This window comes from Enterobacter sp. I4 (assembly GCF_022669095.1).
Lineage (GTDB): Bacteria > Pseudomonadota > Gammaproteobacteria > Enterobacterales > Enterobacteriaceae > Enterobacter > Enterobacter pasteurii.
On sequence record NZ_JALBUO010000003.1, the window covers coordinates 107,285 to 131,254 of the forward strand.

The following is a 23,970-nucleotide window of genomic DNA, read 5'->3' on the forward strand; positions in this document are numbered from 1 at the left end:
ACACGAGTCCTGATGAAGGTTATCGGCAACCTCCACCGGGACTTGAGAACTTTCAGAACAGATTTTCGAGATCGGCGCTATAGGCTTTGCTGACCTTCTCGGACATGGATTTCAGCTGCTGGATCATGCTGGTCAGCTTGCGGGCATAGTTAGGATCGGTGGCGTATCCGGCATTCTGCAACGCCTGTGCGCCCTGCTCCGGCGTGGCCGCCTGCGTTACGGCGGTGTAGCGCGGATTTCGGCTCAGCAGGCCGACATAATCCGACAAGGCTTCCAGATACGAGCTGTAGACGCGGAATTTGGCCTTCACCTTCACTGCCGTACCGTTTTCATATTCGGTGGTGGTGATTTCCGTGGTCGGCCCCTTCCAGCTTGAGGAGGCCTTCACGCCAAAGATGTTAAAGCTCGGCTCGCCGTTTTCCCTGCGGATTTGCCGCTGGCCCCAGCCGGACTCCAGCGCCGCCTGCGCCAGGATCAGGTGGTGCGGCACGCCGCTCTCCTCGCTGGCGAGACGGGCGGGCAGCGAAAGCTGCGCCAGGAAGTCTTTGCTGTCTCCGGAGAGGGGTTCGCCACGCGCCTCTGCCGGCTTCGGCATCGCCTTACGCACCATCTGCGTCAGCGCCTGATTCTGATAACTGGTCACCTTTTCCAGATCGAACTTCAGCGGCACCTGCTGTGGGGCTTCCTCTGGCGGAAGCCCCTGCGCCGCTGCGGTCTGCTTAACAATCATGTCCGCCAGGCCGAGCCCCTTACCGGCGGTCATCTGCTGGGCAATCTGCTGATCGTACATGCTGGTGTAAAGCCGCGTGGAGTCGCTGCTGAACATGCCGTCTTTCGGCAGCGTTTCACGCATGCTTTTCAGCATCATCTGCACGAACATGCCTTCCACCTGGCGGGCGACCGGGCGGATATTCGCCGCCGGATCCTGGCCTGCTTTGGTCTTCAGCTCGTTGAGCGACTGGGCATCCCAGGCGGCACTGGTCAACAGTTTGCTATCGGTCAGCATTTAGATGATTTCCAGTTTGGCGCGCAGACAGCCTGCGCTTTGCATGGATTGCAGGATGGACATCAGATCCATTGGCGTTGCACCCAGCGCGTTCAGGGCACGCACCACGCTGTTCAGGTTGGCGCTGGAGCGCACGCTCTGCAGCGAACCGCCGCTCTGACGTAAATCAATCTGCGTTTGCGGCGTCACCACGGTCTGGCCGCCGCCGAACGGCGTATCGGGCTGGCTGACGTTGGCGGAACGGTTAACCGTCACGGAGAGGTTACCCTGCGCTACGGCACAGCTGTCCAGCGTCACTTCACGGTTCATGACCACCGAGCCGGTACGGGAGTTGATGATCACTTTCGCGTCCTGAAGCGGTACGTTCACTTCCATATTCTGGATATCGGCCAGCATTCGCACCTGGTTACTGCTGCCTGTAGAGGTACGGATCTGCACGGTGCGGGCATCCAGCGCGGTGGCGCTGCCGTAGCCGCGGCTGCGGTTGATGGTGTCAGCGATCTGCTGCGCCATCGTGAAGTCTTCTGTATTCAGCTGCAGGTTAATGGTGTTGCCGGTGCCGAACTGGGTCGGCAGTTCGCGTTCGATGATCGCGCCGTTGGTAATGCGTCCACCGTTCAGCTGGTTCACCTGCACGCTGCTGCCGCCCGCCGACGCGCCTGCCCCGCCAACCAGAATATTGCCCTGCGCCAGGGCGTACACCTGGCTGTCGACGCCCTTCAGCGGGGTCATCAGCAGCGTGCCGCCGCGCAGGCTTTTGGCGTTACCCATAGACGAGACCACCACGTCAATGGTCTGTCCCTGGCGCGCAAAGGCCGGATAAGACGCGGTCACCATCACGGCCGCCACGTTTTTCAACTGCATATTGGTCCCGGCCGGTACGGTAATACCGAGCTGGGAGAGCATGTTGTTCAGGCTCTGGGTGGTGAACGGCGTCTGGGTCGTCTGGTCACCGGTACCGTCAAGCCCCACCACCAGGCCATAGCCAATCAGGGAGTTTTCACGCACGCCCTGGACGCTGGTGAGATCGCGAATGCGGTCGGCCTGCGCAACGGCTGCAACCAGCGACAGCGCCACGGCGAAGAGAAATTTATACATAGGTCACCTCGCTTACATCGGCGATAGGTTAAGGAAGAAGCGCTGCAGCCAGCCCATATTTTGCGCCTCGTTGATATAGCCGTTGCCGACGTATTCAATGCGCGCATCCGCCACCTGGGTGGACGGTACGGTGTTGGTGCCGCTGATGGTACGAGGGTTAACCACACCGGAGAAGCGAATGAATTCCGTGCCCTGGTTAATGGCGATCTGTTTTTCACCCACCACGTGCAGGTTGCCGTTCACCAGAACCTGGTCAACCGTTACCGTCAGCGTGCCGCTGAAGGTATTGCTGGCGTTCGCCCCGCCTTTACCGTTAAAGGTGTTGCCGCCAGAGGCTTCCACGTCCGCACGGGCGTTGCCGAACAGACCCTGCAGATAGCGCGGTACGGTGTCGAAGCCAAAATTGGTTTTGCCGTCGCGGCTGGCGTTCGCCGACGAGCTCTTGCTCGCGCTGACGTTTTCCTGCAGCACAATGGTCAGCGTATCGCCAACGTTACGCGGACGACGGTCTTCAAACAGCGGCTGATAGCCGTAGTTAATCGGCTGCGCGGTCTGGAAAATGGAGCCGTTCACCACCGGCGCGGGGCCGGGAACGGGTTGGGCGGTAGTCGCACCCTGTACCAATGGTTTAGACGGGATCCAGGCACACCCGCTGAGGGTGACGGCCAGAACTGTCAGTATCGGATAACGAAACGCCGCGTTTTTTTGCATTGCCTTCATCTTCGAAAACAGGGAGCCGGTGCGGCGTTTACCGCACCGGGCTACGCCTTAGAGTTGCGTCAGTTTTTGCAGCATCTGGTCGGTCGTCGACACTGCTTTACTGTTAATTTCATACGCGCGCTGAACCTGGATCATATTCACCAGCTCTTCCGCCACGTTGACGTTCGAGGTTTCTACATACCCCTGGTACAGCAGCCCCGCACCGTTCAGGCCCGGAGTACTTTCATTTGGCGTACCGGAGGATTGCGTTTCGGTGTAGAGGTTCTCGCCGATGCTTTCGAGGCCGGTATCGTTCATGAAGGTCGTCAGGTTGAGCTGGCCAACCTGAACCGGTGCCGCCTGGCCCTGCTGAGTCACGCTCACGATGCCGTCACGACCAATGGTAATGCTCAGGGCGTTCGCCGGAATGGTGATCGCAGGCTGAACCTGGAAACCGCCCGCCGTCACCAGCTGGCCGTTCTGATCCACCTGGAAGGAGCCATCGCGCGTGTAGGCAGAGGTGCCGTCCGGCAGCTGGACCTGGAAGAAGCCCTGGCCTTTAATAGCAACGTCTTTACTGTTGTTGGTCTGGGACAGGTTACCCTGGCTGTGCAGACGCTCGGTGGCAACCGGGCGCACGCCGGTACCGATTTGCAGACCGGACGGCAGCGTGGTTTGCTCGGATGACTGCGCCCCCGGCTGACGAATCGTTTGGTAAAGCAAATCTTCGAAAACCGCACGCTGGCGCTTGAAACCGTTGGTGCTGACGTTTGCCAGGTTGTTGGCAATCACATCCATGTTGGTTTGCTGGGCGTCCAGACCGGTTTTCGCGATCCATAAAGAACTGATCATAATGAGTCCTGTTAGCTGATAGCCAGAAGTTGGTTAGCCTTGCCCGCGTTTTCATTGACGCTGCTGATGATCTTCATCTGCATTTCAAAGCGACGGGCGCTGGCGATCATGTCGGTCATGGCTTCTACCGGTTTGACGTTACTGCCTTCCAGCACGCCGGACATCACGCGGATGGTCGGGTCGGCCTGTAACGTCGCACCGCGGGCGGCCTGGGCCGCCTGGGTCAGACGGAACATCCCGTCATCGCCACGCTGCACTTCATTGCCTTCCGCTTTCACCAGCTTGAGGCGACCAACGGGCGCAACGGTGTTGGCCGGGTCGCCCGGATTTAACGCCGAGATCGTCCCGTCTGCCGCAATGGTCAGCTCTGACCCTTCGGGCACCGTCAGCGGCCCCGCTTCGCCCATAACCGGATGACCCTGAATCGTCAGCTGTCCGGTGGCGCTCACCTGAATATTGCCGTTACGGGTATAACCTTCCCCGCCGTCAGGCGTCTGCACCGCCAGCCAGCCGTCCTGCTGAAGGGCAACGTCCAGCGGACGCGCGGTGTAATCCATCTGGCCCGGCGTCATGTCGGCGCCCGGCGTGGAGGCGGTCACCAGCGTACGCGTCGGTAGCGTCAGACCTTCTACCGGCACCGCGCGCAGGGCGTTAAGCTGGGCACGAAAGCCAGGCGTTGAGGCGTTCGCCAGGTTGCTGGCGGTAACAGCCTGCTGATTGAGCGTCTGGCTTGCCGCGCCCATCGCTGTATATATTGCGTGATCCATTGCGCTTTCCCGTCAGCTGCTTAACGCAGGTTAACCAGCGTGTTGAGGATCTGATCCTGGGTTTTGATGGTCTGCGCATTGGACTGGTAGTTACGTTGCGCGACGATCATGTTCACCAGCTCTTTACTCAGATCGACGTTGGAGGCTTCCAGCGCGCCGTTGGTCAGCGTGCCGAAGTTACCGGAACCCGCGGTACCCAGCAGGGCAACGCCGGAGGACTGGGTGGCAGACCAGACGTTATTTCCTTCGGACTTCAGACCTTCGTTGTTGGCGAAGTTTGCCAGCACGATCTGGCCCAGCACCTGGGTCTGTTCGTTTGAATAGTTACCCACAACGGTGCCGTCATCGTTAATCTGGTAGCTCACCAGATCGCCCGGCTTGTAGCCGTTCTGGTTAGTCGCCACGATGTTGTTCGCGCCGGTGTTTTGCTGCATGGAGTTAGCGAAGCTCATGGCAAACGTGGCCGGCGTTGCACCCGGAACGGTACCCGTCGTGATATTGACGTTTCCGCCGCCCGTCAGCACGCCGCTCTCGTTAAAGGTCAGCGTGGTCTCTTCCGTTATCGCGCCGCCCGCCACGCTGCCGTCCTGGGAAAAGACTTTCCACGAGTTGGCCGGCGTTGCGTTCTTAACGTAGAACAGGTTCATGTTGTGGGCATTACCCTGGCTGTCAAACACCGTCACGGTGCCTTTCTTGTTGTAAGAGTCAGGGTTGGCCGGGTCGAAGGCGACAGTTGGCGCGGTATCGGTGGAGTTCAGGTTGATCTGCTGAGAAGCCGTGGTGGTGGATTTCGCCGCCATCAGCGTCGTTGGAATGGAAATCGCCTGCGGGTTCGCACCGGTTTGCACCGTTGGCGGCGTACCCGCAACCGGATAACCGGTTAACTGAAGCCCCTGCATGTTCACCAGGTTACGGTTTTCGTCCAGCTTGAACTGGCCGTTACGGCTGTAGAACACGGAACCGTTAGCATCCACCATGCGGAAGAAACCGTTCTGGCTGATGGCAACGTCCAGACCGCGACCGGTGTTGGTGGTCGTGCCGTCGGTGAAGTCCTGGGTGATGCCCGCGACCTTCACGCCCAGGCCCACCTTAGAGCCTGCAAACATGTCTGCGAAAGACGCAGTACCGGATTTAAAACCATAGGTCGCGGAGTTGGCGATGTTGTTGCCAATGACGTCCAGGTTGGTGGCCGCAGCATTCAGGCCGCTGACCGCTTGAGAAAAGGCCATGACTTACTCCTGATAAGTATTAAGGCTTAGATAATCTGCCGAACTTCGTCGAGCGTGGTGGTACCGGAGGTACCCAAATCCAGTTTGTTACCGTCGCTACCCCGGATGACGCCCTGAACCAGCGCAAACTGCAGCGGCTGAGCCACCAGCTGGGTGGTACCGCTGCTGGCGCTAATCGCCACCTGATACGATCCGTTAGGCGCTTTGGTACCGTCGGTCAGGCTGCCGTCCCAGGTAAAGGTATGGACGCCCGCTTTCAGCTCGCCAATCTCAATCGTGCGCACCACGTTACCGCTGGCGTCTTTGATGGTGGCGGTGACCTTGTCTGCCGGCTGCTGCAACTCAACGCCAAACGGCGTGGTGGTGGTAGTGGACGTGCCATCGGTGGTGCTGGTGCCAGCCAGAATAGTGGTGCCCGGAATCATCACCCCGTGGCCGATCAGGTTGGCGGCCTGCAGGGACTGGCTGTTGTCGATTTGTCCGGAAACAGAGCCGAGCGTGGTGTTCAGCTTCTCGATGCCGCTGACGGTACTGATCTGCGCAAGCTGCGTGGTCAGTTCGTTGTTCTGCATCGGGTTGGTAGGATCCTGGTTCTTCAGCTGCGCCACCAGCAGGGTCAAAAAGCTGCTCTGTAAATCGGAGGCATTACTCCCCGTAAGGGAGCTGGAACCGGTGGCGCTTCTGGCGCTGTTGACGCCCGTATTTGTCGGGTCATTCACGTTTACGGCGATGGACATGCGTGTCTCCTTTACTGGCCGAGAGTGAGTGTTTTGAGCATCATGCTCTTCACGGTATTAAGCACTTCGACGTTTGCCTGGTAGCTGCGGGATGCGGACATGGAGTTCACCATCTCCCCGACCACATCCACGTTCGGCATTTTCACGTAACCGCTGGCATCCGCGAGCGGGTTGCCCGGCTCGTAAACCAGCTTGTCAGGTGCCTGGCTCTCAACCACCTCCGCCACCTTCACGCCGCCCGTTGCCGCACCCGGTGCGGCATTGACCTGAAAGACCACCTGCTTCGCGCGGTACGGCTGTCCGTCCGGCCCGGTTACGCTGTCGGCGTTGGCAAGGTTACTGGCGGCCACGTTCAGCCGCTGGGACTGCGCCGTTAGCGCCGAACCGGCGATATCAAAAATATTCAGCAAGGCCATTTACTAGTTGCCCCCCTGCAGGACGGTCATCATGCCTTTGATTTGTCCGCCGAGCAGCGTCAGGCCTGTCTGGTATTGCAGGCTGTTATCGGCAAACTGTGTACGCTCCCGGTCCATGTCGACGGTGTTACCGTCAAGCGAGGGCTGATCGGGAATACGGTAAAGCAGGTCGGTTGGTGGCGCGGTCATCGCCTGAGCGGGAATATGACGTGAAGACGTCAGGGCAAGTGCGACACCCATTCCTTCGGCACGTCCACGCTCCATCACTTTTTTGAGTTCACTGGAAAAATCAATATCGCGCGCCTGATACCCCGGGGTATCCGCGTTAGCGATATTGGCGGCTAAAATCTCCTGCCGCTGGGCGCGTAAGTTGAGCGCTTCCTGCTGAAAACGTAACGCGGCGTCGAGTTTATCGAGCATGTCTCCTCCGCTGATGGCAAAATTTCAGTTCACAGCTTAAATCTCAGGGCGTCTCCCTTATCGACGGAATAAGCGCAAAATGCGTCGCTATTTGTTGCGTTGATGCAAAACCGCTGCGGGTAGAATTTGGTTAATTCTGGAAATGGTGGGACATGCGATGCAGACTTTAAAACGTGGCCTGGCGGCAACCCTGCTGCTTGTAAGCCCCCTCGTGCAGGCTGGGGGCGTAGAAGAACAGCTCAACGCCTTCTTTGCACAGAAGCTGGCCGGTTTTAGCGATGACGTTCGCGTGACGGTGCGTACTCCATCCAATCTTTATCCAACCTGTGAGGCACCGTCGTTCAGCGTTACCGGCAGCACAAAGCTGTGGGGCAACGTGAACGTGCTGGCGCGCTGCGCCAATGAAAAGCGCTATTTACAGGTTGCGGTTCAGGCGACGGGCAATTATGTTGTCGCCGCGGTCCCCATTCCCAGAGGCAGCCTGTTGCAGCCAGAGAGCGTGACGCTGAAGCGAGGCAGGCTGGATCAGCTTCCGCCACGCACCATGCTCGATATTAACCAGGCGCAGGAGGCCGTCAGCCTGCGCGACGTCGCGCCGGGACAGGCGATACAGCTCTCTATGCTGCGCCAGGCGTGGCGGGTAAAAGCTGGTCAACAGGTGATGGTGGTTGCCAACGGAGAGGGCTTTAGCATCAACAGCGAGGGGAAGGCACTGAATAATGCCGCCGTGGCGCAAAACGCGCGGGTCAGAATGTCCTCAGGCCAGGTGGTCAGCGGCACCGTCGGTCCTGATGGGAATATTCTGATTAACCTGTAATCTTTTTAAAGATTTCGCGGCGACTGCCGATAAATATTCAACAAATGATGATGTCAGGCGCCAACGCCGCGAACCCTCGATGAGGACAACACTATGAGCATTGATCGTACATCAGCCCTGAAGCCGGTTAGCACTGTACAACCTCGCGAAACGAATGACACGCCAGCGCAGAAAACGCGTCTGGAAAAAACCTCGACGGCTAACAGCACCAGCGTCACCCTGAGCGATGCCCAGTCGAAGCTGATGCAGCCAGGCAGCAGCGATATCAACATGGAACGCGTTGAGGCCCTGAAAACGGCCATCCGTAACGGTGAACTGAAAATGGATACCAGCAAAATTGCTGATGCGCTGATTCAGGACGCCCAGAGTTTCCTGCAGAGTAACTAATCGTATGAGTCGACTGTCAGAAATACTGGATCAGATGACGGTGGTCCTGAACGACCTGAAAACCGTGATGGACGCAGAACAGCAGCACCTCTCTTCTGGTCAAATCAACGGCAGCGCGTTGCAACGCATTACTGAAGACAAAAGCTCGCTTCTGGCGACGCTGGATTATCTCGAAAAACAGCGTCGCGCTGAGCAGGATCAGAAACGCAGCGCCAATGACGAGATGAATGAACGCTGGCAGACCATTACAGAAAAAACCCAGCATCTGCGCGATCTCAACCAGCACAACGGCTGGCTGCTGGAAGGTCAGATTATCCGGAACCAGCAGGCGCTTGAGGTGTTAAAGCCCCATAAAGAGCCAGGGCTGTACGGTGCGGATGGCCAGGCAGCCACGGCACGTATTACGGGCGGGAAAAAGATTTCGATTTGACGCGATAGCGGCAGGTCATGAAGCGGGGAGCACCGTCCGGTGAACTCCCCTTTTGTCGTTTATACCGTGCGGCGGGTAAACTCTTTTACCTTGAAGCCGAGCACCGCCAGCGTGGCGAAGTAGGCCACCACGCCCACGGCCACCACGGCCATCAGGCGCATCAGACGGTAAGGCATGGTGCCCTGCGCCCAGTCGGGCATCACGTACAGCATGCCAGCCAGCGCTGCCGCCATCACCAGTACCGCGATCACCAGACGCAGCAGAAAACGTGCCCAGCCAGGCTGCGGCGTAAAGATATCCTGCTTGCGCAGCTGCCAGTACAGCAGCCCGGCGTTCAGGCAGGCTGCCAGGCCAATCGACAATGACAAACCCGCATGCTTCAGGGGACCGATAAACGCCAGGTTCATCAGCTGCGTCATAATCAGCGTCACAATGGCAATCTTAACCGGCGTTTTGATGTCCTGACGGGAGTAAAAGCCCGGCGCCAGCACCTTAACCACAATCAGCCCCATTAAGCCCACCGAGTAGGCGATAAGCGCCCGCTGCGTCATGGCCGCATCAAAAGCGGTGAACTTTCCGTACTGGAACAGCGATACCGTCAGCGGTTTCGCCAGGATCCCCAGCGCCACCGCGCTGGGCAACGCCAGCAGGAAACAGAGACGCAGACCCCAGTCCATCAGGCGGCAATATTCATCGTGATTGCCGCTGGCAAAACTTTTCGACAGCGACGGCAGCAGAATGGTACCCAGCGCCACGCCCAGCACGCCGGACGGAAACTCCATCAGGCGGTCAGCGTAGTACATCCAGGAGACCGAGCCAGAAACCAGGAAAGAGGCAAAGATGGTATTAATGATGAGCGAGATCTGGCTGACGGACACCCCGAGTATCGCCGGCCCCATCTGTTTGATAACCCGCATTGCGCCGGCATCTTTGAAATTAATGCGCGGCAGGACCAGCATGCCGATCTTTTTCAGGTGCGGAAGCTGGTAAGCAAGCTGCAGCACGCCGCCAACGGTCACGGCCCAGGCCAGCGCCAGCACCGGCGGGTTAAAATGCGGCGCGGCAAACAGGGCGAAGCCGATCATGCTGACGTTAAGGAACGTGGGGGCAAACGCCGGAACGGAGAAGCGGTTCCAGGTATTCAGGATCGCCCCCACCAGCGACGCCAGCGAAATCAGCAGAATATAGGGAAACGTGATACGCAGCAGCTGCGTGGTCAGGGCAAATTTATCCGCCGTGTCGGCAAAACCCGGCGCCGTCACCATGATCACCCAGGGGGCGGCCAGCATCCCCAGCACGGTAACGATCGCCAGCGCCAGCGTCAGCAGGCCGGAGACGTAGGCAACAAACACGCGGGTGGCATCTTCGCCCTGCTTGCTTTTATATTCCGCGAGGATCGGGACAAACGCCTGCGAGAACGCCCCTTCGGCAAAGATGCGGCGCAGCAGGTTCGGCAGCTTAAACGCGACGAAAAAGGCGTCAGTCGCCATTCCTGCGCCAAAAACCCTGGCCACAATGGCGTCGCGCGCAAAGCCAAGCACGCGAGAAAACATGGTCATCGAGCTGACGGCCGCCAGCGATTTTAATAAGTTCATTAACGTGAAGTTCCACAACCATACGGCAAAACGCCTGCAAAGCAGGCGTTGAAGAAGCGCTTAGTCTACCGCGATTTAAACGAATTACTATCGGCAGATGTTACAGCGGGTTATTCCGACATCGCTTCGCGCCAGAGTCGTTCTACGATGCGTTGCGCCAGAATCGCCTGCTCTCCGGACGTTTCAGGAACCGTCTGATTTTGCACGCAGGTGATGAAGTGACGCGCGCAGCCGACGAAGCCCCGCTGCTCCAGCGTGCTCTGCCAGCCGGGAACCGGTAACGTGACCACGCCCTTGCCCTTCTCTTCCCGCCACTCTCGCATATCGGTTACGTCATACAGCGCGCCATCCGTTACGGCCTGCACGGACTCGCGCTGGCTGCCCGCACGGCGGTGCATGCTGGTCGTCACCTGCAAATGCTCAACGGCAAAATGATGTTCGGCGTAAACCATCTCTCCCTGCTCGTTGGTGAGCAACGTGCCGCTTTGCAGCTGCGCATTGCCGTTGCTCAGCCACAGCGCCGTGTCCACCACGTGCAGATAGTCATCCAGCAGCGTGAAGCGCAGATCGTTCGGGCCAACGCTGTCGGTACGGTGCTTGTCCATTCGCAGCGAGGCAAAGGACCCGGACTGCGCCTTAAGCTGCTGGTAGAGAGGCGCGAAGCGGCGGTTGAAACCGACCATCAGCGTCAGGTTTTTACGCGCGGCCAGATCTATCAGCCTTTCAGCATCCTGCACGTTTTCCGCCAGCGGCTTATCCACGCAGACGTGAACGCCCGCGTTCAGCAACTCGCTCACGACCTGGTAATGCGTCGCGGTCGAAGTGTGTACAAATACCGCATCGCATTCTCGGGCCAAATCCTGCAGCGAACCCGCATAAGGGATGCGCCAGGTTTCGCAGATACGCTCTGCCTTTTCGCGAGTGGGCGACCACGCCCCCTGCAGCGTCCAGTCCGACGCTGCGCCTAAAACCGGCAGCCAGGCTTTTTGCGCAATCCCGCCAAGACCCACAACACCAATGCGTAATGTCGTCACGATTAATCTCCCAGATGAGCGAGTAAAGCATCCAGACGCTGCTTCAGCCCGGCAACTTCGTCCTCCAGCGCTTCCACGCGGGCAGCCAGGCTGTCGTTTGCCGCAGGCGTGCTGGCTCCAACGGCCAGCGCGGAAGTGTCCACGTCGCCGCTGAACAGATGCATATAGCGGCTTTCACGCTTGCCCGGCTCGCGGGCCAGGCGCACCACGTAAGGGCCGTCGTCACGGGAAGCCAGCCCGTCCAGCGTCTGTTCAACCTCCTGCATGTCACGAAACTCATGCATGCGGGAGGCGCGAGTGCGCAGCTCGCCCGGCGTCTGCGCCCCGCGCAGCAGCAGCGTGGCGATCGCCGCCACTTCTGCGGCGCTGAATTTTAGATCGCCAAATTCAGAATTGCAGAAGCGCTGTTCGTACTTGGTGACGCGATTACCGAAGCCGCTGACGGTGCGCAGATAATGGCGTTTCACCAGCTCGTCGAGCGTGTCCTGCACCTCGTGTTCGGCGAGGTTCATGACCGGCTCACGGTTCGTCTTTTGATTGCAGGCCATCGTAACGGCATTGACGGAAAGAGGATACTGTTCCGGCGTCGTGACCTGTTTTTCCAGCAGGCAGCCGATCACGCGCGCTTCGGTGCCATTTAAACGATATTTCATTTTTTCTCCTTAACGACCCGCGGTCCAGTCCTGCGTGGTGAGCGCGGTAAGAACATGGTCCCGCCACTCGCCGTCAATCAGCAGATAATCTTTGGCATAGCCCTCTTTTTCAAACCCCAGGCGGGCCAGCAGATCGCCGCTGCGCTTGTTGTGCGGCATGTAGTTCGCCATGATGCGATGAATATGTTGCGTACGCTGCATATAGCGAATCGCCGCCGTCAGCGCCTCAAACATAAGCCCCTGCCCCTGCCATTTCTGGCCAATGGAGTATCCGAGGTAGCAGGCATGAAACGATCCGCGCACTACGTTTGAAAAATTGGCGATACCAACGATCTCTTTCTCTTCCGGATCGAGAAGCGCGAAGTAAAACGCGCTTCCCTGCTTATGAAATTCCGCAATCATGCTGAGGCGCGCCTGCCAGCCGGAGGGGTAGCAGTGGCTCTCGTCCCGAACGGGTTCCCAGGGTTTTAAAAACTGGCGATTCTCGGCGTAATAATCCGCCAGACGCCAGGCATCACGCTCATGCACCAGACGAACGACCAGCCTGTCCGTTGTCAGACGCACTTTCGGCACATTACTGCGATAGCCAAACATCGATACCACTCCTTCCCGTCGCTTCTGCTCTGCCTGTTAGCTTTACTATACCTGCGCCCGTGCCTTCTGTGAAAACAGTGACATACCATTTTTATCGCTTTTTGCATTTTTCGATGAGAACTCTCTATCAAAGCACCTTTTTGATAAAAAAATATTGTCGCCTTCAGGTATGGGAAAAAGCCCGGCGACACCGCAGAATGTTAGCGTGCTCACCTTTTATTTTCCCTGGAGGGAAAATGTCCCGCGTATCACAGGCCAGGAGCCTGGGTAAATATTTCCTGCTCGTCGATAACATGCTGGTCGTGCTCGGCTTTTTTGTCGTTTTTCCGCTGATATCGATCCGCTTTGTCGATCAAATGGGCTGGGCGGCGCTGATGGTCGGTATAGCCCTGGGCTTGCGCCAGTTTGTTCAGCAGGGACTGGGCGTGTTCGGCGGCGCCATTGCCGATCGCTTTGGCGCAAAACCGATGATCGTCACCGGCATGCTGTTACGCGCGGCGGGCTTTGCCACCATGGCTATCGCCCATGAGCCCTGGCTGCTGTGGTTCTCCTGCTTCCTTTCCGGGATTGGCGGCACCCTTTTCGATCCACCGCGTACCGCGCTGGTGGTCAAGCTCATCCGTCCGCAGCACCGGGGAAGGTTCTTCTCAATTTTGATGATGCAGGACAGCGCGGGCGCCGTCGTGGGCGCTCTGCTGGGAAGCTGGCTGCTGCAATACGATTTCCGCCTGGTCTGCGCCACCGGTGCGGTCTTATTTATGCTCTGCGCCCTGTTTAACGGCCTGTATCTTCCGGCGTGGAAGCTGTCGACGGTCAAAGCGCCGGTGCGTGAAGGGCTTGACCGCGTGCTGAGCGATAAACGCTTCGTGACGTATGTTCTGACGCTCACCGGCTACTATATGCTCGCCGTGCAGGTCATGCTGATGCTGCCGATTATGGTTAATGATATTGCAGGCACGCCGGCGGCGGTGAAATGGATGTATGCCATTGAGGCCTGCCTGTCTCTGACCCTGCTTTACCCGATTGCCCGCTGGAGCGAGCGTCGTTTCCGGCTCGAGCACCGCCTGATGGCCGGGCTTTTGCTGATGACGCTGAGCATGATGCCCATCGGTCTGGTGAGCTCGCTTCAGCAGCTGTTTATGCTGATCTGCACGTTCTACATCGGCTCCATCATTGCCGAGCCGGCGCGTGAAACGCTGAGCGCGTCACTTGCCGACGCCCGTGCCCGCGGCAGCTACATGGGGTTCAGCCGCCTTGGGCTGGCCCTTGGCGGTGCGCTGGGCTACACCGGTGGCGGCTGGCTGTTCGATGCCGGAAAAGCGCTCCATCAGCCGGAGCTGCCGTGGGTAATGCTCGGCATGGTCGGCTTTATGACGCTCGTTGCCCTCTGGTGGCAGTTCAGCGATAAACGCAGCACGCGCGGCATGCTGGAGCCTGGCGCCTGACCTTCCGCGGGGACTGTTCTGCGCCCTTCACTATCGGTTTTTTCTGCTGGTTTCTGCGGGATCACCCTGACATACTGGCGTATCAGGACAGATGCGCCGATTTTATGTTGAGGAACGCCATGAAAAAGATCGTTATTGCCGCTGCGTTAATTGTCAGCGGGCTGCTGGTGGGATGTAACCAGCTTACGCAGTACACCGTCAGTGAGCAGGAAATTAATCAGGCGCTGGAAAAACATAATAACTTTTCAAAAGATATCGGCGTGCCCGGCCTTGCGGATGCGCATATCGTCCTGTCGAATCTCGCCAGCCAGATCGGGCGCGAAGAGCCAAACAAGGTTACCCTTTCCGGCGATGCCAGCCTGGACATGACCTCGCTCTTCGGCAATCAGAAAGCAGATATTAAACTGAAGCTCAAGGCGCTGCCGGTCTTCAATAAAGAGAAAGGGGCGATTTTCCTGCAGGAGATGGAAATCGTCGATGCGGTTGTGACGCCGGAGAAAATGAAACCGGTGCTGCAAACGCTGATGCCTTACCTTAACCAGTCGTTGCAGAACTACTTTAACCAGCAGCCTGCCTATGTCCTTAGCGAAGACAAGAGCAAAAGCGAGTCGCTGGCGAAAAAATATGCCAAAGGGATAGAGGTGAAACCGGGAGAGATTATCATACCGTTCACCGACTAACCGCACAGGGCGCTCAGGCGCCCTTTTTTTTTACGGAAAAGTGTGCAAACGAAAACGTTTACGCTTATGATTTGTGTCCGGCAAAAACAGCCATCTTATGACTGATCCCTTTCAAGCCGGAGCTTCCATGACTGTACAATCCCAGGTTCTCAAAATCCGCCGCCCTGACGACTGGCATATCCATCTGCGCGATGGCGATATGCTGAAAACCGTCGTGCCTTATACCAGCGAAATCTATGGCCGCGCGATTGTAATGCCCAACCTGGTTCCGCCAGTCACTACCGTCGATGCCGCTGTCGCCTACCGCCAGCGCATCCTTGACGCCGTTCCGGCCGGACACGATTTCACCCCGCTGATGACCTGCTACCTGACGGACTCTCTGGATCCGAATGAAGTCGAGCGCGGCTTTAACGAAGGCGTGTTCACCGCCGCTAAGCTCTACCCCGCCAATGCCACCACCAACTCCAGCCACGGGGTGACCAGCATCGACGCCATCATGCCCGTGCTGGAGCGTATGCAAAAGCTGGGAATGCCGCTGCTGGTGCACGGGGAAGTGACTCACGCAGAAATTGACATCTTCGATCGCGAAGCGCGTTTTATCGAAACGGTGATGGAGCCGCTGCGCCAGCGTCTTCCGGCACTGAAGGTGGTGTTTGAGCACATCACGACGAAAGATGCCGCGGAGTACGTCCGCGACGGTAACGAGCTGATCGCTGCCACCATCACCCCTCAGCACCTGATGTTTAACCGTAACCACATGCTGGTGGGCGGCGTGCGTCCACACCTGTACTGCCTGCCGATCCTCAAGCGTAATATCCACCAGCAGGCGCTGCGTGAGCTGGTCGCCAGCGGCTTCTCCCGCGCCTTCCTCGGCACCGACTCCGCCCCGCACGCCCGCCATCGTAAAGAGGCAAGCTGCGGCTGTGCGGGTTGCTTCAACGCGCCAACCGCGCTCGCAAGCTACGCAACCGTGTTTGAAGAGATGAATGCGTTAGCGCATTTTGAAGCGTTCTGCTCCCTCAACGGCCCGCGCTTCTATGGGCTGCCGGTCAATGACACCTTCATTGAACTGGAGCGTAAGGAAAGCCAGGTCGAAGAATCTATCGCGCTCACCGATGATACGCTGATCCCATTCCTGGCAGGTGAAACCGTAAGCTGGTCGGTCAAACGCTAAAAAAACCACGCCCCCTGTTGTCAAACCGCTTAGATGACTGTATAAATACACAGTACATTGCACAGGGGGCATTTATGCGTATTGAAGTCACGATTGCCAAAACCAACGTTCTGCCTGCTGGCGCGCTTGACGCCCTGGCGGGTGAGTTATCCCGACGTATTAACAGCACATTTCCTGAAAACGGTGGCGCCGTAACGGTACGTTATGCAACGGCAAACCATCTCTCCGTCATCGGCGGAGCGAAAGAAGACAAAGAACGCATCAGCGAAATTTTGCAGGAAACCTGGGAAAGCGCCGACGACTGGTTCATCACGGATTAAAATTTGCTCCCTCATTGTGTTTTTTTGCCGGGTCGCCCCGGCTTTTTTTCGTTTCGCTTCCCGAAAGTTCAAAATATTTCAGCATCTTCTTAGAAAATCGTGAACAAGATGGCGTTTTATTGTTCGAACAATCCTAAAAACCATAAAAATGTGTTGCTACCCATTTATTTTTTCCTGCGGAACCCTTATTAATTGGTATACTGAAAATGCTTCAGAAAAACATGCATTGAACCTCAAAGTCGTTGTCTTCTAACACGCATTAAGGGGGTTATAATGGAAAAGAATAGTGAAGTCATCCAGACCCATCCGCTTGTTGGCTGGGATATCAGCACCGTAGACAGCTACGACGCGCTGATGCTGCGTTTGCACTACCAGACCCCGAATCAGCTAAACCGTGACGAAGCTGAAGTTGGACAGACGCTGTGGCTTACAACAGACGTCGCCCGTCAGTTTATCTCTATTTTGGAAGCAGGCATTGCAAAAATAGAATCTGGCGACTATCAGGAAAATGAGTATAAACGGCATTAATCTCATGCCCGCATTTTCACTCCACAGGCACCCTCGCGGTGCCTTATTTATTTCGTTCTTGTATAAGCCCGCACAGTTAATTACTCTGCTAACAAAGCGTTAGTGAAGAGAAGCCTATGACTTACGATTTAATCATTATTGGAAGCGGCTCCGTAGGATCTGCCGCCGGCTATTACGCCACGCAGGCCGGCCTGAATGTGCTGATGATCGACGCGCACCTTCCCCCGCATTCAGAAGGAAGCCATCACGGCGATACCCGCCTGATCCGTCACGCTTATGGTGAGGGTGAACGTTACGTACCGCTTGTGCTTCGTGCGCAAACGCTGTGGGACGAGCTTGCCGCGCAGACCGAGGAGCGCATATTTGAGCGCACCGGGATTATCAATCTTGGGCCAGCCGACTCGGCGTTTCTGTCCACCCTCGAAGAGAGCGCAAAAGCTTTCCACCTGGACGTCGAGCGTCTGGACGCGAACGGCATAATGGCGCGCTGGCCGGAAATTTCCGTTCCTGACGATTACATTGGTTTGTTTGAGGCCAACTCTGGCGTACTGCACTGCGAAACGGCCATTAAAACCTGGATTGATTTAGCCGCCAGGGCGGGCTGCGCGCAGCTGTTTAATTGCCCGGTTACGGCCATCAGTCACCATGCCGGGGGTGCTACGGTCACCACACCTGACGGCGAGTATACTGCGACGCGCCTGCTGGTGAGTGCGGGAACGTGGGTAACGAAGCTGCTGCCGGACCTGCCCGTCCAGCCGGTACGCAAGGTCTTCTCCTGGTTCCAGTCTGATGGACGCTACAGCAGCCAGAATAAATTCCCGGCGTTCACCGGCGAGTTACCCAACGGCGATCAGTTCTACGGTTTCCCTTCCGAAAAAGACGCGCTCAAGATCGGCAAACACAACGGCGGACAAATCATCACCTCTCCTGAAGAGCGCAAGCCGTTCGGGGCTTATCCGCAGGATGGCTCCGAAGCCTTTATGTTCCTGCGCAACATCCTGCCGGGCGTGGGCGGCCTGCTGTATGGCGCGGCGTGCACCTATGACAATACGCCAGATGAAGACTTTATCATCGACACCCTGCCCGGACACGACAACACCCTGATCGTAACCGGGCTTAGCGGTCACGGGTTTAAATTTGCCTCGGTGTTGGGGGAAATCGCCGCCCAGTTCGCCCAGGGTATTTCGCCTCAGTTTGATCTGAAACCCTTCGCGCTCTCGCGCTTTGACCGATAATACCTCCCCAGGCTCCGAATAACCGGAGCCTGTTTAGCTACAGAGGCGTTATGCGCAGACTGGTAAATTACCTTATCAATAACATCCGCGAGCATTTCATGCTCTACCTTCTTCTCTGGTCGCTGCTGGCAATTATCGATGTCATTTATATTGTCTTCTTCTGAAAACCCTCGCTGACGTTTACTGACACTCCCTTAAGTTTATTTAACTTCCTTTTTTTTTAAAAATCAGCCCCTCAAATTTATTGAACGAAGCAATTGAAATACATTGCGGAAAAACATTCAAATTCGCTGAAATAAATTAAATAAAAATCATTATCCTTTTTTTTCAGTTGCATTATTTATTTATCACGTTCATTTTTACTGCTCGAACATCTGAAAACGGAAATTCATATGCAATGGCGAAACTCTTCCAGCCGCTACGGAATAATATCCATGTGTTTACACTGGCTATTTGCCCTTGCCGTCTATGCCATGTTTGGTCTCGGGCTGTGGATGGTGACGCTGAGCTATTATGACGGCTGGTATCACCAGGCTCCCGAGCTGCACAAAAGCATCGGGGTGCTGCTGATGATGGGGCTGGTTTTCCGTATCATCTGGCGGCATGTCTCTCCCCCGCCGCCGCCGCCCAAAAGCCACAGCCGATTCACCCGCATCGCTGCAGTTGGCGCACATATCGTACTTTATGCCCTGCTGTTGGCTATTCTTGTCAGCGGCTATCTCATTTCGACCGCAGACGGCAAGCCGATTAGCGTGTTTGGGCTTTTCGACGTCCCCGCCACGCTGGCCGATGCGGGTGCGCAGGCTGACACCGCCGGTGTGGTTCATCTGTGGCTGGCATGGAGCGTTGTGATCCTCTCAGTTCTGCATGGCCTCGCGGCTCTGAAACACCACTTTATTGATAAAGACGATACGCTTAAGCGCATGCTTGGCCGTTCGTCAGCTGACTCTGGAGCATAAAATGAAAAAACGCCTGTTGGGTATCGCATTAGGTTCACTGTTATTTACTGCCGGTTCGGCCGTTGCCGCTGACTATAAAATTGATAAAGAGGGCCAGCACGCCTTCGTCAATTTCCGCATTCAGCATCTGGGCTACAGCTGGTTATATGGCACGTTCAATGACTTCGACGGCACCTTTAGTTTTGACGAGAAAAATCCCGCTGCCGATAAGGTGAATGTCACCATCAATACCAACAGCGTTGATACTAACCACGCCGAGCGTGATAAGCATCTGCGCAGCGCCGAGTTCCTGAACGTGGCGAAATTCCCGCAGGCTACCTTCGCCTCGACAGACGTGAAGAAAGACGGGGACAAGCTCAATATTACCGGTAATCTGACGCTGAATGGCGTGACTAAACCAGTCACTCTTGAAGCGAAATTAATGGGACAGGGCGACGATCCGTGGGGCGGAAAACGTGCTGGCTTTGAAGCGGCAGGTAAAATTCATCTGAAGGACTTTAATATCACCACCGATTTAGGCCCGGCGTCGCAGGACGTGGAGCTGATTATTTCAGTGGAAGGCGTACAGCAGAAGTCGTAAAAACAGGCCCGGCCGGCAATCGCGCCGCCGGGCAGTTATTTATTCCGGGTCCGGAATACCCAGTTTCGTATTCAGTCGACCGCGGGATTTATTAAAGATCTTATTCCCGTTCTCGCGCCCTGCCCGACGGCGGCGCTGCTCCTCTTCCGGCAATACGCTCTCTTCGCTGCACAGCTCGCTACAGCAGCCGTTAAACTTTTCGGCGCAGGCCGGGCACTGAATAAACAGCAGGTGACACCCGTCGTTTTTGCAGTTGGTGTGCGTGTCGCAAGGCGTACCGCACTGGTGGCAGTGCGCAATCACATCTTCTGAAATGCGCTCGCCCATACGCTCATCGAACACAAAGTTTTTACCGATAAAACGCACCGGTAAGCCCTGTTCGCGGGCGCGACGGGCGTATTCGATGATCCCACCTTCAATGTGCCAGACCTTATTAAAGCCGTTGTGCTTCATCCAGGCGCTGGCTTTTTCGCAGCGTATCCCCCCGGTGCAGTACATAACGATCTTTTTGTCTTTATGCTCCTGCATCATCTCGACGGCTTTCGGCAGCTGTTCACGGAAGGTGTCGGCCGGAATTTCCATCGCGTTCTCGAAATGCCCCACTTCATACTCGTAGTGGTTACGCATATCGATGAATACCGCATCCGGATCGTCGAGCATGGCGTTTACTTCAGCGGCCTTGAGGTATTCCCCCACGTCACCGGCATTGAAGGTCGGATCGTCGATCCCGTCTGCGACAATACGTTCGCGCACTTTCATGCGCAGCACCCAGAAGGATTTTCCGTCATCGTCCAGCGCGACGTTCAGGCGCAGCCCGTCAAGCGCCGGATCAAACCCGTAAAGGCAATCACGGAACGCGCCGACTTTGCTTTCCGGCACGCTGATCTGGGCGTTGATACCCTCACGCGCCAGATAGACGCGGCCAAACACGTTCAGGCTGGTGAAAGCCTGGTAAAGCGCATCGCGGGTGGCCTGCGGATCGTTGATGGTGAAATATTTATAGAAAGAGATGGTCGTGCGCGGCTCGGTTTCGGCTAACATACGCGCTTTGAGCATCTCATTCGAAACGCGGTTGTGTAACACTGGCATGGTGTACAAGTCCTGCAATCGTCGGAGAGAAGTAAAAATCGGTCGGCATCATATAGCAAACAAAGACAATTTACATCCACACAATTTACGCTACATTTCAGTCAACCTGATTAAACAGACTTAACAGGTACGGTCATCCTGCATGTTTCGATGACAGACATTTTGGCTATGCCTTAAAAAATGAGACAATAGCTCCTCAGGACGTTAGAACACAGGACAGACATGACCCAGTTACCGAAATTTACTGCCGCGCTTTTGCATCCCCGCTATTGGTTAACATGGTCAGGCATTGGCTTGTTGTGGCTTATTGTACAACTTCCTTATCCCGTTCTCTTCCGGATGGGTAAAGGTCTGGGTCGCATTGCTCAACAGTTTATGAAGCGTCGCGCCAGGATCGCGTATCGCAACCTTGAGCTTTGCTTTCCTCAGATGAGCGAATCTGAGCGCCACGACATGGTGGTTAAAAACTTCGAATCTGTCGGCATGGGGCTGATGGAGACCGGTATGGCCTGGTTCTGGTCGGATAAACGCATGGCGCGCTGGACAGAGGTGGCCGGTACCGGTATGGATCCGGTGCATAATCTCCAGGCTAACCAGACCGGCGTTCTGCTGATTGGCGTCCATTTCCTGACGCTCGAAATTGGCGCGCGCATGTTCGGCATGCAGGCGCCGGGCATTGGCGTGTATCGTCCTAACGACAACCCGGTGATCGATTTGATCCAGACCAACGGCCGCATGCGCTCCAATAAAAGCATGATCGACCGTAAAGACCTGAAGGGGATGATCCGCGCCCTTAAATCAGGTGAAGTGGTCTGGTATGCCCCCGATCATGACTACGGCCCGCAATCCAGCGTGTTTGTTCCGTTCTTCGCGGTAGAGGACGCCGCTACCACTACCGGGACCTGGATGCTGGCGAGGATGTCGAAAGCGGCTATCGTGCCGTTTGTTCCGCGCCGCAAGCCGGACGGTTCGGGCTATCAGCTCATTATGCTGGAGCCGGAACTCGCGCCACCGCTGGATGACGCAGAAACCACCGCGCGGTGGATGAACGGCATCGTCGAGCAATGCATCATGCTTGCGCCGGAGCAGTACATGTGGCTGCATCGACGCTTCAAAACCCGCCCGGAGGGCGTCCCTTCCCGGTATTAAACAGCATGCGGCCTTCCGGGGCCGCATCGCGTTTTAGCTTTAAAAGCTCTCCCGCATTGCGACAATCATAACCCAGGCGCATAATTAGCAGGCTTATTACCTCACTGGTCACGGTGCCCTGCACCTCTTAATGCGGATAGTTATGTCCCCCTCAGATGCTCCCATAAACTGGAAACGTAACCTGACGGTTGCGTGGCTGGGTTGTTTTCTTACTGGCGCCGCCTTTAGCCTGGTGATGCCCTTCCTCCCCCTCTACGTTGAACAGCTGGGCGTCACCGGCCACGGCGCGCTGAACATGTGGTCGGGGCTGGTATTCAGCATTACGTTCCTGTTTTCCGCCATTGCATCGCCGTTCTGGGGCGGGCTTGCTGACCGTAAAGGCCGAAAAATCATGCTGCTGCGCTCGGCGCTCGGAATGGCCATTATCATGCTGCTGATGGGGGTGGCGCAGAACGTCTGGCAGTTCCTGATACTGCGCGCGCTCCTGGGCCTGCTCGGCGGGTTTATCCCGAATGCCAACGCCCTTATCGCCACTCAGATCCCGCGTCATAAAAGCGGCTGGGCGCTCGGCACGCTCTCCACCGGGGGAGTAAGCGGCGCGCTGCTTGGCCCGCTGGCAGGCGGGCTGCTGGCCGACCACTACGGTCTTCGGCCGGTCTTCTTCATTACCGCCAGCGTGCTGTTTCTCTGCTTCCTCTTGACGCTTATCTGCATCCGCGAGAACTTTACGCCCGTGGCCAAAAAAGAGATGCTGCGCGCCCGCGACGTGCTGGCCTCGCTAAAAAATCCAAAGCTGGTTCTGAGCCTGTTCGTCACCACCATGATTATCCAGGTGGCGACCGGCTCGATCGCCCCTATCCTCACGCTCTACGTGCGCGATCTGGCCGGAAACGTCAGCAGCATCGCGTTTATCAGCGGACTGATCGCCTCCGTTCCCGGCGTGGCCGCGTTACTGAGCGCGCCACGGCTCGGCAGGCTGGGCGATCGCATTGGCCCGGAAAAAATCCTGTTCTGCGCCCTGATCGTCTCCGTTCTGCTGCTGATCCCCATGTCGATGGTGAACTCACCGTGGCAGCTCGGCGTGTTGCGCTTCCTGCTGGGAGCAGCGGATGGTGCGTTGCTCCCGGCGGTGCAGACGCTGCTGGTCTATAACTCCACCAACCAGATTGCCGGACGTATTTTCAGCTACAACCAGTCGTTTCGCGATCTGGGTAACGTCACCGGGCCGCTGGTCGGGGCGGGGATTTCGGCCAGCTTCGGCTTCCGGGCCGTTTTCATCGTTACGGCTGGCGTCGTGCTGTTCAACGCGGTTTATTCGTGGCTCAGTTTATCCCGGGCGCTACGTCCGGCGCGGGAATAAGACACTATCGTGACGGCTAATTTTCGCATTCGTACTTGCAAAAGCAGATAATCAGCTATCCTTTCCCTGAATACCTTCACGAAAAACAGGGAGACACCAATGACCATGTACGCCACGCTGGAAGAAGCTATCGATGCCGCTCGCGAAGAATTCCTCGCCGATAACCCCGGCATTGAGGAAGAAGATGCTGACGTGCAACAGTTCAATATTCAGAAATACGTCCTTCAGGACGGCGATATTATGTGGCAGGCCGAGTTCTTTGCTGATGAGGGCGAAGACGGAGAATGTTTGCCGTTATTGAGTGGTGAAGGTGCGCAGGCCGTATTCGACGGCGACTATGACGAAATTGAGTTACGTCAGGAGTGGCTCGAAGAAAATACGCTGCATGAATGGGATGAAGGCGAGTTTCAGCTCGAACCGCCGCTGGATACGGAAGAAGGTCAGGCCGCAGCGGACGAATGGGACGAGCGATAAGTTACCGCTACTCGTACGGGCCGTGGCTGGCATCGATGGGCAGCAATAGCGTATCGAAAATCAGCGAAAACGGCAGATCGAGCACGGTGAGATAGCGCCATGCGGAATCGCGAACGTCCCACTGCACGCCGGGATAATACTGATTCCCGTGGCCCTGTCCGGGAATGGTGCGGCTGATAATGCTGCCGCAGCCGCTGAGCAGGCATGCCGTTATGATAACGATGAAGATTTTCATTGTTTAAC

General features: G+C 56.8%; 30 protein-coding genes. 15 read left to right on the forward strand and 15 right to left on the reverse strand.

Annotation, left to right across the window (positions count from 1 at the left end):
• Window positions 1-52 precede the first annotated feature (52 nt).
• Genes flgJ through flgB form a run of 9 tightly spaced genes read right to left on the reverse strand, consistent with a single transcriptional unit; the run spans window position 53 to window position 7,224 of the window.
• Entirely contained in the window at window positions 53-1,006 is a 954-nt protein-coding gene (flgJ, locus tag MOQ06_RS19735; RefSeq protein WP_148421747.1) for a flagellar assembly peptidoglycan hydrolase FlgJ, read from the reverse strand.
• Complete coding sequence (locus MOQ06_RS19740) at window positions 1,007-2,104, reverse strand: flagellar basal body P-ring protein FlgI (protein ID WP_193356301.1); 1,098 nt, start codon at window positions 2,102-2,104, stop codon at window positions 1,007-1,009.
• Window positions 2,105-2,116: 12 nt separating this feature from the next.
• The gene (gene flgH, locus MOQ06_RS19745; RefSeq protein ID WP_003857987.1) at window positions 2,117-2,815 is read right to left on the reverse strand and encodes a flagellar basal body L-ring protein FlgH; all 699 of its coding nucleotides are present in this window, start codon (window positions 2,813-2,815) and stop codon (window positions 2,117-2,119) included.
• A 57-nt stretch (window positions 2,816-2,872) separates the two neighbouring features.
• On the reverse strand, window positions 2,873-3,655 hold the full coding sequence (gene flgG, locus MOQ06_RS19750; RefSeq protein WP_000625853.1) for a flagellar basal-body rod protein FlgG: 783 nt from the start codon (window positions 3,653-3,655) through the stop codon (window positions 2,873-2,875).
• A gap of 11 nt (window positions 3,656-3,666) precedes the next feature.
• Window positions 3,667-4,422, reverse strand: coding sequence for a flagellar basal body rod protein FlgF (locus tag MOQ06_RS19755; protein WP_148421749.1), 756 nt, complete (start codon window positions 4,420-4,422; stop codon window positions 3,667-3,669).
• Window positions 4,423-4,442: 20 nt separating this feature from the next.
• Window positions 4,443-5,651 (reverse strand): flagellar hook protein FlgE, encoded by a 1,209-nt coding sequence (gene flgE, locus MOQ06_RS19760; RefSeq protein ID WP_148421750.1) that lies wholly within the window; start codon window positions 5,649-5,651, stop codon window positions 4,443-4,445.
• Window positions 5,652-5,677: 26 nt separating this feature from the next.
• Window positions 5,678-6,388: a flagellar hook assembly protein FlgD gene (gene flgD, locus MOQ06_RS19765; protein ID WP_148421751.1), complete on the reverse strand. Its 711-nt coding sequence runs from the start codon at window positions 6,386-6,388 to the stop codon at window positions 5,678-5,680.
• Window positions 6,389-6,399: 11 nt separating this feature from the next.
• On the reverse strand, window positions 6,400-6,804 hold the full coding sequence (gene flgC, locus MOQ06_RS19770) for a flagellar basal body rod protein FlgC (RefSeq protein WP_148421752.1): 405 nt from the start codon (window positions 6,802-6,804) through the stop codon (window positions 6,400-6,402).
• Window positions 6,805-6,807: 3 nt separating this feature from the next.
• Window positions 6,808-7,224 carry a flagellar basal body rod protein FlgB gene (gene flgB, locus MOQ06_RS19775; RefSeq protein WP_242174529.1) on the reverse strand — a complete coding sequence of 139 codons (417 nt, stop codon included), beginning with the start codon at window positions 7,222-7,224 and terminating at the stop codon, window positions 6,808-6,810.
• 157 nt (window positions 7,225-7,381) lie between these two features.
• Between flgB and flgA the strand changes: the two genes are divergently transcribed.
• From flgA to flgN, 3 genes are all read left to right on the forward strand, one after another.
• The gene (gene flgA / locus MOQ06_RS19780) at window positions 7,382-8,041 is read left to right on the forward strand and encodes a flagellar basal body P-ring formation chaperone FlgA (RefSeq protein ID WP_148421754.1); all 660 of its coding nucleotides are present in this window, start codon (window positions 7,382-7,384) and stop codon (window positions 8,039-8,041) included.
• Window positions 8,042-8,134: 93 nt separating this feature from the next.
• Window positions 8,135-8,428, forward strand: coding sequence for a flagellar biosynthesis anti-sigma factor FlgM (gene flgM / locus MOQ06_RS19785; RefSeq protein ID WP_148421755.1), 294 nt, complete (start codon window positions 8,135-8,137; stop codon window positions 8,426-8,428).
• A gap of 4 nt (window positions 8,429-8,432) precedes the next feature.
• Window positions 8,433-8,858 (forward strand): flagella biosynthesis chaperone FlgN, encoded by a 426-nt coding sequence (gene flgN, locus MOQ06_RS19790; RefSeq protein WP_176610636.1) that lies wholly within the window; start codon window positions 8,433-8,435, stop codon window positions 8,856-8,858.
• Between the two features lie 59 nt (window positions 8,859-8,917).
• Here the strand turns inward: flgN and murJ are convergent, their stop codons facing one another.
• The 4 genes from murJ to rimJ all read right to left on the reverse strand — a co-directional run bounded on the left by murJ (window position 8,918) and on the right by rimJ (window position 12,734).
• Complete coding sequence (gene murJ, locus MOQ06_RS19795) at window positions 8,918-10,453, reverse strand: murein biosynthesis integral membrane protein MurJ (RefSeq protein ID WP_148421757.1); 1,536 nt, start codon at window positions 10,451-10,453, stop codon at window positions 8,918-8,920.
• Window positions 10,454-10,563: 110 nt separating this feature from the next.
• On the reverse strand, window positions 10,564-11,487 hold the full coding sequence (locus MOQ06_RS19800; RefSeq protein WP_148421758.1) for a Gfo/Idh/MocA family oxidoreductase: 924 nt from the start codon (window positions 11,485-11,487) through the stop codon (window positions 10,564-10,566).
• 2 nt (window positions 11,488-11,489) lie between these two features.
• On the reverse strand, window positions 11,490-12,140 hold the full coding sequence (locus tag MOQ06_RS19805) for a YceH family protein (protein WP_176610637.1): 651 nt from the start codon (window positions 12,138-12,140) through the stop codon (window positions 11,490-11,492).
• A gap of 9 nt (window positions 12,141-12,149) precedes the next feature.
• Window positions 12,150-12,734, reverse strand: a complete 585-nt coding sequence (gene rimJ / locus MOQ06_RS19810) for a ribosomal protein S5-alanine N-acetyltransferase (protein WP_047353553.1) — start codon at window positions 12,732-12,734, stop codon at window positions 12,150-12,152.
• Window positions 12,735-12,970: 236 nt separating this feature from the next.
• On the opposite strand from rimJ, the gene mdtH reads away from it, so the two are divergent.
• The 9 genes from mdtH (at window position 12,971) to MOQ06_RS19855 (ending at window position 19,655) form a co-directional block, all read left to right on the forward strand.
• Window positions 12,971-14,179, forward strand: coding sequence for a multidrug efflux MFS transporter MdtH (gene mdtH, locus MOQ06_RS19815; RefSeq protein ID WP_148421760.1), 1,209 nt, complete (start codon window positions 12,971-12,973; stop codon window positions 14,177-14,179).
• Between the two features lie 119 nt (window positions 14,180-14,298).
• Window positions 14,299-14,859, forward strand: coding sequence for a lipoprotein (locus tag MOQ06_RS19820; RefSeq protein WP_242174532.1), 561 nt, complete (start codon window positions 14,299-14,301; stop codon window positions 14,857-14,859).
• 127 nt (window positions 14,860-14,986) lie between these two features.
• Window positions 14,987-16,033 carry a dihydroorotase gene (pyrC, locus tag MOQ06_RS19825; RefSeq protein WP_176610639.1) on the forward strand — a complete coding sequence of 349 codons (1,047 nt, stop codon included), beginning with the start codon at window positions 14,987-14,989 and terminating at the stop codon, window positions 16,031-16,033.
• Between the two features lie 74 nt (window positions 16,034-16,107).
• The gene (gene dinI, locus MOQ06_RS19830) at window positions 16,108-16,353 is read left to right on the forward strand and encodes a DNA damage-inducible protein I (RefSeq protein ID WP_176610640.1); all 246 of its coding nucleotides are present in this window, start codon (window positions 16,108-16,110) and stop codon (window positions 16,351-16,353) included.
• Between the two features lie 273 nt (window positions 16,354-16,626).
• Window positions 16,627-16,881, forward strand: coding sequence for a biofilm formation regulator BssS (gene bssS / locus MOQ06_RS19835; RefSeq protein WP_003858012.1), 255 nt, complete (start codon window positions 16,627-16,629; stop codon window positions 16,879-16,881).
• Window positions 16,882-16,997: 116 nt separating this feature from the next.
• The gene (gene solA, locus MOQ06_RS19840; RefSeq protein WP_242174534.1) at window positions 16,998-18,116 is read left to right on the forward strand and encodes an N-methyl-L-tryptophan oxidase; all 1,119 of its coding nucleotides are present in this window, start codon (window positions 16,998-17,000) and stop codon (window positions 18,114-18,116) included.
• A gap of 50 nt (window positions 18,117-18,166) precedes the next feature.
• Complete coding sequence (locus tag MOQ06_RS19845; protein WP_148421764.1) at window positions 18,167-18,280, forward strand: DUF2770 family protein; 114 nt, start codon at window positions 18,167-18,169, stop codon at window positions 18,278-18,280.
• A 228-nt stretch (window positions 18,281-18,508) separates the two neighbouring features.
• On the forward strand, window positions 18,509-19,075 hold the full coding sequence (locus MOQ06_RS19850; protein WP_242174537.1) for a cytochrome b: 567 nt from the start codon (window positions 18,509-18,511) through the stop codon (window positions 19,073-19,075).
• A gap of 1 nt (window position 19,076) precedes the next feature.
• Entirely contained in the window at window positions 19,077-19,655 is a 579-nt protein-coding gene (locus MOQ06_RS19855) for a YceI family protein (protein WP_148421766.1), read from the forward strand.
• 39 nt (window positions 19,656-19,694) lie between these two features.
• On the opposite strand, the gene MOQ06_RS19860 is transcribed toward MOQ06_RS19855, so the two are convergent.
• Entirely contained in the window at window positions 19,695-20,744 is a 1,050-nt protein-coding gene (locus MOQ06_RS19860) for a rhodanese-related sulfurtransferase (RefSeq protein WP_148421767.1), read from the reverse strand.
• A 222-nt stretch (window positions 20,745-20,966) separates the two neighbouring features.
• Between MOQ06_RS19860 and MOQ06_RS19865 the strand changes: the two genes are divergently transcribed.
• The 3 genes from MOQ06_RS19865 (at window position 20,967) to MOQ06_RS19875 (ending at window position 23,727) form a co-directional block, all read left to right on the forward strand.
• A complete protein-coding gene (locus tag MOQ06_RS19865) occupies window positions 20,967-21,893 on the forward strand; it encodes a Kdo(2)-lipid IV(A) acyltransferase (RefSeq protein WP_148421768.1) in 927 nt (308 codons plus the stop codon).
• A gap of 142 nt (window positions 21,894-22,035) precedes the next feature.
• Window positions 22,036-23,253, forward strand: coding sequence for a multidrug efflux MFS transporter MdtG (gene mdtG / locus MOQ06_RS19870; RefSeq protein ID WP_242174539.1), 1,218 nt, complete (start codon window positions 22,036-22,038; stop codon window positions 23,251-23,253).
• 99 nt (window positions 23,254-23,352) lie between these two features.
• Complete coding sequence (locus MOQ06_RS19875; protein WP_148421770.1) at window positions 23,353-23,727, forward strand: MysB family protein; 375 nt, start codon at window positions 23,353-23,355, stop codon at window positions 23,725-23,727.
• Window positions 23,728-23,734: 7 nt separating this feature from the next.
• Here the strand turns inward: MOQ06_RS19875 and MOQ06_RS19880 are convergent, their stop codons facing one another.
• Window positions 23,735-23,962, reverse strand: coding sequence for a YceK/YidQ family lipoprotein (locus tag MOQ06_RS19880; RefSeq protein WP_148421771.1), 228 nt, complete (start codon window positions 23,960-23,962; stop codon window positions 23,735-23,737).
• Window positions 23,963-23,970: the final 8 nt, after the last annotated feature.